Consider the following 12884-nt stretch of genomic DNA (forward strand, 5'->3'; position numbering starts at 1 on the left):
CAGGGTAGCCTCTTTTTTTACCTGACGACCAACACCGGAATAAAGGCGTGGCGGATGACGCTTGACGCGTTCGAACCCAGCAGGTGGGTGGAAATTGAGGGGTTGCGCGAGCCAATCACCACCACATCGGCATTGAGTTCGCTGGCGACTTCATTAACCACATCGCGCACATTACCAAAACAGACGTGCGTTCTGATCCTGGACGGGTCAATGCTGAAATGGCTGACCATGGTTTTCAGGCGCGTTTGTGCTTCGTGCTCAATGTGCTCTTCGAAGCGGCGAATGTCCGCGGCGAAACGATGCAGGCCGAAGCTGGATGATCCGGGCAGGACATGCAGTAAATGAATGATGCCATCCTGTTGTGCCAGGAATTCGGCGTGGCGAATCGCTTTATCACTCAGTTCCATTTCAAAAACATCCACCGGCATAATAATTGTCTGATACATGCGACTTTCTCCCTGTTTATTAACGCACTATCCATTCAATCACAAGAGAATGTCCGTTTCTGCCAGGCGGGTGGCACTTTTAATATCGTCTGAATAAATCTTTCAGGCAGAAAAGAGGGGCAAAAAAAGCCAATCGGGAGCGGGGAATTTATAGAGGTTAGTTACCAGTGCCGTTCAAGATAAAGCACAGCCATAATAATGACTGCCATTAACACCAGGAAAAAGAGTGAGATAACAAGCCCTTCGTTCATGACCGTCCCCGCGGCACTGAAACAAATTAAGCCTGGATTAACGGGAATTTACGCTCAATAGCACGAAAGTATGATTTTGCGGAAAGAGGATGCGCGGGCATCCTCTGTGCAAAGCGTCGGGACGCTTATTCAGAAAGGTTAACGCAGGTATTCACCGGCTGCTTCAGGTTGCCAGAGCAGTTCCAGCACCTCCAGATGCGTCGATGTGCCACCAGGTAATGCCCAGTTGATGGTATCTCCGGCGCGTAAACCAATCAGCGCTGCGCCAACCGGAGCCAGCACCGAAAGCTGGGTCGCGCTGTCGGTCATCTGCGCGGGATAGACCAGGGTGCGGACACGCACTTCCCCGGTGGTCAAATCGCGAAACTTTACCTTGCTGTTCATCGTCACCACATCATGCGGCATATTTTGCGGCGTGCACATCTGGGCGCGATCCAGCTCGGCATTGAGGGCATCAGCAACGGGCAGAGAAGCAAACGCCGGCTGCTCTAACAGGCGGTCGATACGTTCAGCATCGAGTTCATTAATGATGATTGTTGGTCGTGACATAATTTACTCCATGTCGTTAATGCTGCGACAACCGCAGAAAAGATCCCAAAAGAAAACCCTCGCCGTCTGGCAGCGAGGGTTTATCGTCTGATGATAATACTGACTCTGGCGCCATGTTTGAAGTGATCAAGCGCACATTCACAGAGGTGATTGTTCATAACCCGTCTCCCTGAGTCGTTTGTATGATTTTAGGCCCCGGCGCGTGATCCTTCGCCGTTTTGCATTATAGTTTTTAAGCGCCCGGATGGGGCGACTCAGGCAGACAGAAGACGGCCTGCCCGGGTGATAACGTCGTAAAATCTAACAGATTGCGTTACGCTGATTCTCCTGGGGGCAGGGGAATGAGCGAAGCGCAATTTACGCCCTGCCAGTCTCCATACTGTTCAGAGAGCGCTATGTACTTTTACCAACCTTCACAGGGGCACGGCCTGCCGCATGACCCGCTGAATGCCATCATTGGCCCGCGTCCGATTGGCTGGATCGCCTCTCGCAATGCGTCAGGGCAACACAACCTGGCACCCTACAGCTTCTTTAACTGCTTTAACTACCATCCGCCCATTATTGGCTTTGCCAGCAGTGGCTGGAAGGACAGCGTGCGTAACATCGTTGAGACCGGCGAGTTTGTCTGGAATCTTACGACCCGCACGCTGGCCAGCGCGATGAACGAAACATCCGCCAGCCTGCCGCGCGGTGAGGATGAGTTTATTCGTGCCGGGCTGACCAAGGCTGAAAGCCGGGTTGTACAGGTACCACGAGTGGCTGAAAGCCCGGTGAACTTCGAATGTCGCTTGTCACAATGTATTCAGCTCACCGCCGCGAATGGCGAAGCCATTGACACCTGGCTGGTGCTGGGGGAGGTGGTGGGGATTCATATCGATGAAGCGCTACTGCAGGACGGTATTTATCAGACGGCACGGGCGGAGCCTGTGCTCCGCGCCGGTGGACCGAGTGCTTACTTTGCAATAAGCGAAGACCAGCGTTTTGATCTGGTGCGCCCGGACGCGCGTAAGTAAGCGCTTAATATCCTACTTTATCGAGAACAAACTTTTTCCCACAGTTGCCCGGATGCGGCTGTGGGGCAAAGGATGAGGCCGCAAGCGGCGCGTTAATCTGGCTGGCCTGCAGCGAGATTTGCATCTCGGTGAGATAGGCAGGGTTGCCGTTACAGGTGAGCTTTACGGCTTTTACCGCCGGCTTGCCAAAGCTTTGGGCCACGGCCGCATCAAAAGCGCTGCGGCTGATGGTTTTGCCATAATTGGCGGCGAGGAACTGTCCCAGAGGGCTGCTTTTGACCTCCTGATTCATCCGCACCATAGTGCCAAAATAGGCGTCAGGATCGAATCCAAAACAGACGCCGTGCTTCGCATATTCATACCGTTCAAGGCAGGAGTTCCCTCCTGCGCCCGGCATGGACTCGCTCAGCTTTGCGGCCCCTGTAAGTGATAAACCCGTTTCTGCCGCGGCGCATTTCATCCCCGCTTTGGCTTCCGGCATGTTAGGAATCGGGCGAGTCGCGCAGCCGAAGCGCATCCAGCGGCGTTCATCCACACCACGCGCAGCAACCGACTTCGGCAGACCCGGCCACAGGCCATGGATCGTCAGGACCGCAGTTTTGTCCGTGCTCTCTTTTTGCAGGCGACACTCGTCCGGCTCGGCGCTCTTTCTGTCGCGCAGGCTCTGACAGAATCCCGACTGCCACGACAATGCCAGCACGTAGCGGTCAAAATCCCCGTACTGGGTTGCCTTCAGTGGCGTAGCTTGTGCGGCGCAGGCAAACATCGCCACGGCGGCGGCGCTGAGACGGTAAACGAAATCCTTCCTGAACATGTCAATTCCTGATAGTTGAAAGCAAATAATTACTTGCCGTAATTAAAACACAAAAAGCGCCAGACGGCGCTTTTTGCTGAGCGGCAGGTTAACCTGCTGCGGTGCCGGGCACCAGAATCTCGGTGGCGACAATCACAATCACTAGCCCCACCAGTACCGGAACTGAGGTGCGTTTTACCACTTCGAAAGGCGAAATTTTTGCCATACCGGCAACGGCAACCACCACACCAGAGACGGGAGAGATGGTACGGCCAAGATTGGAGGCCTGCAACATCGGGATCGAGAGATAGGCTGGGTTAATCCCCGATGAGTGCGCCAGTTTTGGAATCATTTCGACAAACGCATAAAACGGAGCATTGCCGGAGCCAGTGGTCATCGCGGCCAGCATGGTCAGTACCACCAGCACCAGCATCAGGATAATGCTTGCCGAGCCAAACGAGGTGGCGATAGAGATCAGGCTCTGAATAAAGCCTATGGTGCTCAGCCCCTGGGCGAAGACCCCGGCTGCCACCAGCAGCATCACTACGTTGGCAAAAGCATCGGCCATACCGCGCCACGCAACGTCGAGACCGCTAAAGACCTTCTGGATATTAAAACCCCGTACGAATTCCAGCACGGCGGCCACCAACATACAGATAATCAGGATGGTGATGATATGCAGCTGTGGGCCCCATTTGCCGTCGAAAATCAGGACGCCCACAATGGGTGTGAACGGCAGGATGGCATAAAACGACGGTGCCGTGGTGGTGATCTCGTTCACATCCATCATTTCGTGAGAGATGTTCTCTTTTTTATCGAGATAGCGCTGCCAGAAGAAGTGCGCGATAGCCATACCAATAATGGCCGCAATGGAGATGGGCAGGGTCGTTTTAAAGGCAAAATCAATCAGCGGCATTTCTGCGGCTTTCGCTGCAAGCACCACATCTCCGGAAGTAGGGGAGAGAATAATGGCTGCGGGGGAGGCGCAAATCGCCGCGGCGGCGCCACGACTGATCCCCACGTTTACCATTACCGGGAACAGCGTCGCCATCAGTAACACGCCCAAACCGGTGGCCGATGAAACTGCCAGCGACATCAGGCAAGCCACGAAATAGGCGGCAATCATCAACATATAAGGAGAGTTGATGTATTGAAGCGGTTTCGAGGCCAGCTTCACGACCATGTCGTTGGCACCGATGTGCGTCATGTAAGCGGCAAAACCGCATAACATCATGATCATCATACCGAGGTCGCCGCCGCGACTCATCAGCAGGATTTTGATGTACTCAACAATATCAGTCGCGGTGTAACCGGTGCTTTCCGCACTGGCAGGTAAAACCTGATGGCCCATCAGCGCGCTGACGATCAGCAGGGCCAGGCCCCCCACGAACAACACGCCGGTGGCTGAGTAGCCTTTGATGATATAGCGCGCGACGCCAACAATGACGACCACGCCGATAAGAAGCTCAATAACGGTAAGCATGTTTTCCCCTGTCCCCGACGCCCAGAGCGTATGGATAAAAGTAGTAAGAATCATAAGGTGTAAAAATGTGCCGAAATAATGGCCCAATATTGCTGACCAAAATCAATAAATCTACTACTAAAGGGGAGATCAGCGATATTTAGCAGGCCTGGTAACGAAAGCCGTCCGTGTAAGGCCTACGCCTCCACCTTCACGTCGGTTACGCACCGCCGTCAAGGTGCTGCGCAAACATCGTAAGCTAAAAATTTCTTTGCGGAGCAAGGTGTTATATTTATTCGCGAGGTTCGGTTGGAGGTGTTATTTTCCACTCGCTTTTATTCATTGTAGAAATATATTTTTACCGGCTGGTAAGTGGGGTAAATAATTATTATCGCTGAGTTAATAATTATGCAGATAACATATTATTTTTTTAGCCTGTCATTAGCAGACTCAGCGTGGGAGTGGCGTACAGCGTGCCTTGCCACCTTTTGAGCCTTTTTTAGCTGTATGTAGAGGATTATTAGCGTAATGGACAGGGTTATCCAGGATAAATCTTATTAGTAGTGATTAATAATTAAGAGTAGCGCTAATGTTGTTAAGGGTTCATTCAATTAAGCTATGCGAAGATAAGCGTTGAATACATAGCATGGTAATAGAATCGTGACAGTAATTAATAAATTTGCCCTGGTTTTTTTGTTTATTTTTGGTCAGCTTACACTCTCTTCCGCCGCGTTATCCGCTGAAAATGGAAGCGACAAAGGGTGGTTTTCAACGTTTAAGGATAACGTTGCGCAAACATGGAATGAACCCGAACATTATGACCTCTACGTACCGGCCATCACCTGGCATGCCCGTTTTGCCTATGATAAAGATAAGACCGACCGCTATAACGAGCGCCCATGGGGTGCTGGCTTTGGTCAGTCACGCTGGGATGAGAAAGGTAACTGGAACGGTATCTACCTGATGGCGTTTAAAGACTCCTATAACAAATGGGAGCCGATCGGGGGTTATGGCTGGGAAAAGACCTGGCGACCGCTGGCAGATGACAATTTCCACGTCGGATTGGGCTATACCGCTGGCGTCACCGCACGTGATAACTGGAAGTACATCCCCGTACCTGTATTGCTACCCCTGGCTTCCGTGGGTTACGGTCCGGCAACCTTCCAGATGACCTATATACCCGGAACGTATAATAACGGTAACGTCTATTTTGCCTGGATGCGCTTCCAGTTTTAACTGAGATAACTTTACATTTTGGTGAAAAAACAGTCAGTCATTGAATCGCAAAGGATAAAAAGGAAGTGGCAAAGATTAACGCGACTTTTGTCACTTTTTATAAAATCTCCGCTGGACAAAACGTCTCACAATTGATGTACTGATACCCGACACAGCATTAGTGTCTTTTTTTCATGTAAAGGTAATTTTGATGTCTAAGATTAAAGGTAACGTTAAGTGGTTTAATGAGTCCAAAGGATTCGGTTTCATTACTCCGGAAGATGGCAGCAAAGACGTGTTCGTACACTTCTCTGCAATCCAGAGCAATGGTTTCAAAACTCTGGCTGAAGGTCAGCGCGTTGAGTTTGAAATCACTAACGGTGCCAAAGGCCCTTCTGCTGCTAACGTAATCGCTCTGTAATCCAGACGAGACAGCAAGAATTTCAAAACCCGCTCACTGAGCGGGTTTTTTTCGTTTCAGCTTAGCTAAACAGATATAAATTCAGAAAGCTGGCGACGATAAGCAAACTCAGCATCACCATCCCCGCGCACATCATGTTCTCTTTCATCCCGGCACCCCTTCTCACAAGTTGGGCTCAGGGTGCCAGAGAAAAATTAAGACAACATTAACGCGCGGTTTCTATTGCGCGTTTGCGCCAGAAAAAAGCCAGAATGCGATCGCGGTCATCATCAGCGACCCCAGCAGGTTTAACGCGATATTCAATAACGCCCACGAAACACGGCCTTCCTGCAGCAAAAAGACGACTTCCGCCGAAAACGTTGAAAAGGTTGTCAGGCCACCACAAAAGCCGGTGGTGATCAGAAGCTTCCAGACAGGATCAATGTGCGTCATGCGGTTGAACCAGGCCAGACCCATACCAATGATAAACGCACCGATCAGGTTGGCGGCCAGCGTGCCCAGGGGAATGATCTGATGCAGTGGGTTGAAGCGCATGCTTAACAACCAACGCGCAACGCTGCCCGTTCCGCCGCCAATAAATACGGCTAAAAGTAGTTGAAACACGAACAATACCTGCTATTTGATGTGTAGAGGTTATGAGTGTAACGCCGTTTATGGCAGGGGGAAAATATGTATGTCGCGGTAGGGCAGTTTGCAGTAACGCCGGAATGGCAAAAAAATGCAGAAACCTGTGTATCGCTGATGGAGCAGGCCGCGGAGCAGGGGGCCTCGCTGCTAGTGTTACCCGAAGCGCTGCTAGCGCGTAATGATAACGACCCGGATCTCTCTGTGAAATCGGCTCAGCCGCTCGACGGTGGTTTTCTCACATTGCTACTGGCTGAGAGCGCACGCAATACTATGACAACCGTCTTGACGCTGCATGTGCCTTCCACTGCGGGCAGGGCGGTGAATACGCTGGTTGCATTGCGGGACGGCAAAATCGTTGAGCAGTACGCCAAGCTGCATCTCTACGATGCGTTCAGTATTCAGGAGTCGAGGCTGGTGGATGCCGGAACGATCGTGCCGCCGCTTATCGAGATCGAGGGGATCCAGCTTGGGTTGATGACCTGTTACGATCTTCGTTTCCCGGAGATGGCGATCAATCTGGCGCTAGCGGGCGCACAGGTACTGGTACTCCCTGCGGCCTGGGTCCGGGGCCCCCTGAAGGAGCATCACTGGTCGACGTTGCTGGCGGCCCGGGCGCTGGATACGACCTGTTATGTCGTGGCGGCAGGCGAGTGTGGGAACAAAAATATCGGGCAAAGCCGTGTCATCGATCCGCTGGGCGTGACCGTTGCCGCTGCGGCGGAGGCACCTGCGCTGTTAATCGCTGAAATCAACCCACAACGTATCGCCTATGCCCGGCAACAATTACCGGTGTTACGTAACCGCCGTTTTGCGCCACCGCAATTATTATGACGTTTTTTTCAACAAGGCTTGATTCACCTTGTTACAGATTGCTATTGTGTCAGCGCGCCAAATGACCGTTAATAAACTCGGGTTTTAAGGGCGCATTACGCAGCCTGTTTCAAGTCAAGAAGGTATCTATGGGTGAGATTAGTATTACCAAACTGCTGGTGGTAGCCGCACTGGTGGTCCTGCTGTTTGGTACTAAAAAGTTACGCACGCTGGGCGGAGATCTGGGTGCAGCCATTAAAGGCTTCAAAAAAGCGATGAACGACGATGATGTAACGGCAAAGAAAACGGCCGATGCAGACATCACCGCTGAGAAGCTCTCTCACAAAGAGTAATAGGCTCGCAGTAAACAAAAAAACCGGCTCAGGCCGGTTTTTTTATGGGGGAAATGTAAGCGGGTGTGATCCGCTTATTTCACCTCTTCCCCTTTCGCCTGCATATCGGCGTGGTAAGAAGAGCGGACAAACGGACCACAGGCTGCATGGGTAAAGCCCATTGCCATGGCTTCAGCTTTCATTTCATCAAACTCTTCCGGGCTGACGTAGCGCTGAACCGGCAGGTGGTGACGGCTTGGCTGGAGATACTGGCCCAGCGTCAGCATGGTCACGCCGTGACGACGCAGGTCGCGCATCACTTCAATAATCTCTTCGTTAGTTTCGCCCAGACCCACCATCAGACCCGATTTCGTTGGGATATCTGGATGCGCCTCTTTAAAGCGCTCCAGCAGCTTCAGAGACCAGTTGTAGTCTGCACCAGGACGTACCTGACGATACAGGCGTGGCACGTTTTCCAGGTTGTGGTTAAACACGTCTGGCGGCGTCGCGTTCAGGATCTCCAGAGCGCGGTCCATACGGCCACGGAAGTCAGGCACCAGCGTTTCAATTTTGATGTTCGGACTTTTCTCGCGAATCGCGGTAATGCAGTCGGCAAAGTGCTGTGCACCGCCGTCACGCAGATCGTCGCGGTCAACGGAGGTGATAACCACATAGCGCAGCGCCATGTCGGCAATTGTCTGCCCCAGTTTCTGCGGCTCATTCGCATCCGGCGCGACAGGGCGGCCATGGGCAACGTCACAGAACGGGCAACGACGGGTACAGATGGCACCCAGGATCATGAAGGTCGCTGTACCGTGGTTGAAACACTCGGCCAGGTTAGGACAAGAGGCCTCTTCACAAACGGAGTGAAGGCCGTTTTTACGCATCGCCGCTTTGATTCCCTGGATACGCGACGAGTCGGCCGGAAGTTTGATTTTCATCCATTCCGGTTTTCTTAACAGCGCTTCGCGCTCCGTAGCCACGTTTTTAACCGGGATAAGGGCCATTTTATCGGCATCGCGGTATTTAACACCGCGTTCCATCACAATGGGTTTACTCATAGCGTGCGTGTTCCAGTTGCGAAATTCGAGGGAAAGCGTTTCTATTCAAGGGAATGTTGCAATTATCAACTATATTTGAACGAACGACAGGCAGTATATCATTGATACGGACGATAAAGCAGCCTGAGCGGTCGCCAATTTGTAAAATAGTTGTTGGATTGTGCGATTTGACCTACCCGCGACAGGCGTCATGGGTAGTGTGATGACTCAAAACGTCTGACGGATCACGTTGATGACGTTTTCCAGTACCGGATCGCGCAGGCTCAGCTTGTTGTAATACAGCGATATCTCAGCCGTTTCTGCGTTGAGTTGCGCCAGAGGGATCTGCTCCAGCGGCCAGCAGTTGCGAAGCAGACTGAACATGCGCGTCGGCATGATACCAATCAAATCGCTGCTACCGATCAGGGCGGCAATCGTAAACATATTGTAACTACTAAAGCTCACCGGACGCTCCGGGAAGATCTCATTCACCCGCTGACGCAGGCCGTTCATACTTTGCCCTTCGGTAATTAGTAGCGTTTGCTCGTAATGGCGCAGATTTTCAATCGTGGCCGGCTGGCTCAGCGCCGGGTGATGCTTACGACACACCAATAACAAGGTGTCGGTAAACAGCACGGTATGGCTGAGCGCGCGTGCATTGAGCGTATTAGCATCAATAATCAGGTCGGTCTGAAATTGGGCAAGCTGGGCTTCCGCATCGGTAATCGGAATGTTGCGCAGCAGCAGTTGCGGTGCGTGAGTTTTGACGGCGTGGTAGATCTGTGGCATCAACAGTGCGCCGATGGAAGGCGTGGTACCGATGGTAATAGTACGCTGTTTGTCATAGCTGCCAGTCAGGTCCAGTGCCCCAAGGATCGACTCAAGCCCCTGACTAATATATTCATGCAGATGCGTGGCATACGCGGTAGGCGTAACCCCCTGGCCTTTACGAATGAAAAGCGGATCGGGAAATATGGCGCGTAACTTCTGGATAGACTGGCTTATAGCTGACGGCGTGAGATTAAGAATTTTCGCAGCATTAACGATTCCTTTGTGGACATATACTGCCTCGAATATTGTCAATAAGTTGAGGTCAATATTGCGTAAAGTCCGAAAAATTTGCGGTTTCGCATCTCCGCTCGGCTCACTAAGGCGTTTTTCTGGACGATTATTATAATCCACGCTTTCGCTCCATTCTTGTTCGCAATATAAATAATAGTTGAAATTAAATATTATGCTTATTGTTCTGATTGAACAGTTTTGCCGTAGTTACTTGCTGTTAGGAATCAAACGGTTGCTTGACTGCTGCGCAGGTAGTGACTTGCCACTCGGATGGCCGTGCCGGCACAGGCTATTATTTAGCGCTTATTGGCAGGGGCTTTGCAGGCTTTTTGAAAATATAGAAACTCGTGTTTATTGTAAAGTCAAAATGCGGGGAAATAAGGATGGCCCGACAAATAAGTGGGCCAAAAAGGAATAATTTTAAGCATCCATATATTCATGGGGTGGATAGTTTAGCAGTGCTAAAAAAGCATTAACTAAACGAGGGCGAACATTATCAATCGCTATATTATCGCTGAACTGACGCATTTGGGTCATTTCCATCCCTGCGTAACCGCATGGATTGATTCGATGGAAAGGCGAAAGATCCATATCGATATTCAGGGCCAGTCCGTGAAATGAACAGCCTTTGCGGATGCGTAAACCCAGTGAGCAAATTTTCATCTCGCCCACGTAGACGCCCGGTGCATCGGCACGTGGATGGGCTTCAATATTGAATTCTGCCAGTGTATTAACCACCGTCTCCTCAAGCAGTGTGACCAGCTCCCGCACGCCCAGCTTTCTGCGCTTCAGGTTAAGTAACACATACATTACCTGCTGGCCCGGGCCGTGGTAGGTGACCTGACCGCCGCGGTCGCTCTGGATCACTGGAATGTCACCCGGCATCAGCAGATGCTCGGCTTTACCTGCCTGGCCCTGAGTGAAGACGGGCGGATGTTCAACCAACCATATTTCATCCAGGGTGTTTTCATCGCGGGTATCAGTGAATTCGTGCATAGCAATGGAGACTGGTTCATAGGGCTGTAGCCCCAGATGGCGGACAAGAATTTTATCCTGATGCAAAACAACATCTCCGAAAACGAGAGGAAAAGTGTAGCGGGGAGTATATCACAGGGGGAAAACGGGTTACCCGGCAAACCGGGTAACCGAGAGGATTAGAGCACCATACGTACGATTTCGATGTTACCGAGCTCTTCGTACAGGGTTTCCACTTGCTCAATGTGCGTCGCGGTGATGGTGATTGAAACCGAGTGGTAGTTACCTTTGCTGCTCGGTTTGACCGACGGAGAATAGTCACCCGGCGCATGGCGCTGTACCACTTCCACCACCTGATCAACCAACTCAGGTTTCGCCAGACCCATTACTTTGTAAGTAAAAGGGGTAGGGAATTCAAGCAGTTCGTTAAGTTTGGTTTTCATGTCAGCTCCGGTATTGCATCAAAAAAAGAATAACTCCCACGCGGGTGGGAGTTATCAGGTTACATAGTATATGGGGACGGAAATCACACTTTCAAGTGTTCAGATTTCAACCAAACCAGTGGTGGAACATCAATTTAATGTAATCAATGATTTTGCCAAAGAAATTGCCTTCCGGAATTTCTTCCAGCACCACCAGCGGACGCTGATCGATGGTTTTGCCATCAAGCTGGAAATTGATGGTGCCGACAACCTGATTTTTCTGCAACGGTGCATGCAGCTCGCTGGAAGTCAGCACATAGCTGGCTTTCAGGTCTTTCATACGGCCACGGGGAATGGTGAGATAGAGATCTTTATCCACACCTAAAGAGGCGCGATCGTTGCTGCCAAACCAGACGGGCTCGGAAGCAAACTCTTTACCGGCTTTCAGCGGGTTCACGGTTTCGAAGAAACGGAAGCCCCAGGTCAGCAGTTTTTTGCTCTCAGTTTCGCGACCTTTATAAGTACGACCGCCCATTACGGCAGAGATCAAACGCATCTGACCTTCGGTGGCGGAAGCAACCAGGTTATAGCCGGCTTTATCGGTATGGCCGGTTTTGATGCCGTCTACCTTCAGGCTGTTATCCCACAGCAGGCCGTTACGGTTCATCTGGCGGATGCCGTTAAAGGTGAACTCTTTCTCTTTGTAGATAGAGTATTCGTTCGGCACATCACGAATCAGCGCCTGACCAATCAGCGCCATATCCCGTGCGGAGCTGTACTGCCCCTCTGCATCCAGGCCGTGTACCGTCTGGAAATGGCTGTTCTTCAGACCCAGCGCGTTCACATAGCTGTTCATCAGACCGACGAAGGCATCCTGGCTACCGGCAGCAAAATCGGCCATCGCCACGCAGGCGTCATTACCGGATTGCAGGTTAATGCCACGAATCAGCTGGGATACCGGAACCTGCATGCCTGGTTTCAGGAACATCAGAGACGAGCCTTTAAAGACCGGGTTGCCCGTCGCCCAGGCATCGTTACCGATGGTGACCAGATCCGTCTCTTTAAATTTACCCGCTTTCATCGCCTGGCCGATGACATAGCTGGTCATCATTTTGGTCAGGCTGGCCGGATCACGGCGCGCGTCAGCGTTCTGTTCCGCCAGCACTTTGCCGGAGTTGTAGTCGATCAGGATATAAGATTCCGCGTCAATCTGCGGAACGCCAGGGATCATGGTCTTAATGTTAAGGTCATCGGCGTGAGCGGCAGACAGTGTGGCTGCGCAAAGTGCCGTGGTGAGCGCCATGCGCTGCACAAAACGAGCGGAGAAAGTGGTCTTCATGGTCAGAACAACGACGTCCGTGATGAAATTAAAAAAAGTGCCTTACTATAGCAAAAGCTATACAGGCAGGCATCCGACTTTCAGCGTGAGAGTGTTAACCACTCTGACAAAAACTGACAATTCGGAC

16 protein-coding genes are annotated in these 12884 nt (G+C 51.5%); 5 read left to right on the forward strand and 11 right to left on the reverse strand.

The features are described from left to right. Positions 1 to 17: 17 nt before the first annotated feature. The 3 genes from uspG to rnk all read right to left on the reverse strand — a co-directional run bounded on the left by uspG (position 18) and on the right by rnk (position 1246). Complete coding sequence (gene uspG / locus B2Q93_RS11130) at positions 18 to 446, reverse strand: universal stress protein UspG (RefSeq protein WP_046884306.1); 429 nt, start codon at positions 444 to 446, stop codon at positions 18 to 20. A gap of 161 nt (positions 447 to 607) precedes the next feature. Next, the gene (yldA, locus tag B2Q93_RS21270; RefSeq protein ID WP_353960801.1) at positions 608 to 697 is read right to left on the reverse strand and encodes a small membrane protein YldA; all 90 of its coding nucleotides are present in this window, start codon (positions 695 to 697) and stop codon (positions 608 to 610) included. A 138-nt stretch (positions 698 to 835) separates the two neighbouring features. Beyond that, positions 836 to 1246 (reverse strand): nucleoside diphosphate kinase regulator, encoded by a 411-nt coding sequence (gene rnk, locus B2Q93_RS11135; protein ID WP_207293208.1) that lies wholly within the window; start codon positions 1244 to 1246, stop codon positions 836 to 838. Positions 1247 to 1641: 395 nt separating this feature from the next. Between rnk and B2Q93_RS11140 the strand changes: the two genes are divergently transcribed. After that, positions 1642 to 2259 (forward strand): flavin reductase family protein, encoded by a 618-nt coding sequence (locus B2Q93_RS11140; RefSeq protein WP_286933017.1) that lies wholly within the window; start codon positions 1642 to 1644, stop codon positions 2257 to 2259. Between the two features lie 4 nt (positions 2260 to 2263). Here B2Q93_RS11140 and rna read toward each other — a convergent pair whose 3' ends face one another. Together rna and dcuC are read right to left on the reverse strand one after the other, a co-directional pair. Then, positions 2264 to 3073, reverse strand: coding sequence for a ribonuclease I (gene rna / locus B2Q93_RS11145; protein WP_286933020.1), 810 nt, complete (start codon positions 3071 to 3073; stop codon positions 2264 to 2266). Positions 3074 to 3161: 88 nt separating this feature from the next. After that, positions 3162 to 4535 (reverse strand): anaerobic C4-dicarboxylate transporter DcuC, encoded by a 1374-nt coding sequence (gene dcuC / locus B2Q93_RS11150; protein WP_286933023.1) that lies wholly within the window; start codon positions 4533 to 4535, stop codon positions 3162 to 3164. A 639-nt stretch (positions 4536 to 5174) separates the two neighbouring features. Here dcuC and pagP point away from each other — a divergent pair. Both pagP and cspE read left to right on the forward strand, forming a co-directional pair. Continuing rightward, positions 5175 to 5750 (forward strand): lipid IV(A) palmitoyltransferase PagP, encoded by a 576-nt coding sequence (pagP, locus tag B2Q93_RS11155; protein ID WP_212476873.1) that lies wholly within the window; start codon positions 5175 to 5177, stop codon positions 5748 to 5750. 190 nt (positions 5751 to 5940) lie between these two features. Next, positions 5941 to 6150, forward strand: coding sequence for a transcription antiterminator/RNA stability regulator CspE (gene cspE, locus B2Q93_RS11160; RefSeq protein WP_002439184.1), 210 nt, complete (start codon positions 5941 to 5943; stop codon positions 6148 to 6150). Between the two features lie 219 nt (positions 6151 to 6369). Here the strand turns inward: cspE and crcB are convergent, their stop codons facing one another. Next, positions 6370 to 6753, reverse strand: coding sequence for a fluoride efflux transporter CrcB (gene crcB / locus B2Q93_RS11165; protein WP_046884302.1), 384 nt, complete (start codon positions 6751 to 6753; stop codon positions 6370 to 6372). Between the two features lie 66 nt (positions 6754 to 6819). Here crcB and B2Q93_RS11170 point away from each other — a divergent pair, with 66 nt between their 5' ends. Both B2Q93_RS11170 and tatE read left to right on the forward strand, forming a co-directional pair. After that, positions 6820 to 7608, forward strand: a complete 789-nt coding sequence (locus B2Q93_RS11170) for a deaminated glutathione amidase (RefSeq protein ID WP_286933030.1) — start codon at positions 6820 to 6822, stop codon at positions 7606 to 7608. A 128-nt stretch (positions 7609 to 7736) separates the two neighbouring features. After that, positions 7737 to 7940: a twin-arginine translocase subunit TatE gene (tatE, locus tag B2Q93_RS11175; protein WP_040076588.1), complete on the forward strand. Its 204-nt coding sequence runs from the start codon at positions 7737 to 7739 to the stop codon at positions 7938 to 7940. Positions 7941 to 8014: 74 nt separating this feature from the next. Here the strand turns inward: tatE and lipA are convergent, their stop codons facing one another. The 5 genes from lipA to dacA form a co-directional block, all read right to left on the reverse strand. After that, positions 8015 to 8980: a lipoyl synthase gene (gene lipA, locus B2Q93_RS11180; protein ID WP_046884300.1), complete on the reverse strand. Its 966-nt coding sequence runs from the start codon at positions 8978 to 8980 to the stop codon at positions 8015 to 8017. A gap of 207 nt (positions 8981 to 9187) precedes the next feature. Continuing rightward, the gene (locus tag B2Q93_RS11185) at positions 9188 to 10141 is read right to left on the reverse strand and encodes a YbeF family transcriptional regulator (RefSeq protein WP_040076586.1); all 954 of its coding nucleotides are present in this window, start codon (positions 10139 to 10141) and stop codon (positions 9188 to 9190) included. Between the two features lie 300 nt (positions 10142 to 10441). Then, positions 10442 to 11083, reverse strand: coding sequence for a lipoyl(octanoyl) transferase LipB (gene lipB / locus B2Q93_RS11190; protein WP_286933033.1), 642 nt, complete (start codon positions 11081 to 11083; stop codon positions 10442 to 10444). 92 nt (positions 11084 to 11175) lie between these two features. Beyond that, positions 11176 to 11439, reverse strand: coding sequence for a DUF493 family protein YbeD (gene ybeD, locus B2Q93_RS11195; RefSeq protein WP_003858718.1), 264 nt, complete (start codon positions 11437 to 11439; stop codon positions 11176 to 11178). 106 nt (positions 11440 to 11545) lie between these two features. After that, on the reverse strand, positions 11546 to 12757 hold the full coding sequence (gene dacA / locus B2Q93_RS11200; RefSeq protein WP_046884298.1) for a D-alanyl-D-alanine carboxypeptidase DacA: 1212 nt from the start codon (positions 12755 to 12757) through the stop codon (positions 11546 to 11548). Positions 12758 to 12884 lie beyond the last annotated feature (127 nt).

The organism is Leclercia sp. UBA5958 (genome assembly GCF_002430365.1).
GTDB lineage: Bacteria > Pseudomonadota > Gammaproteobacteria > Enterobacterales > Enterobacteriaceae > Enterobacter > Enterobacter pneumoniae.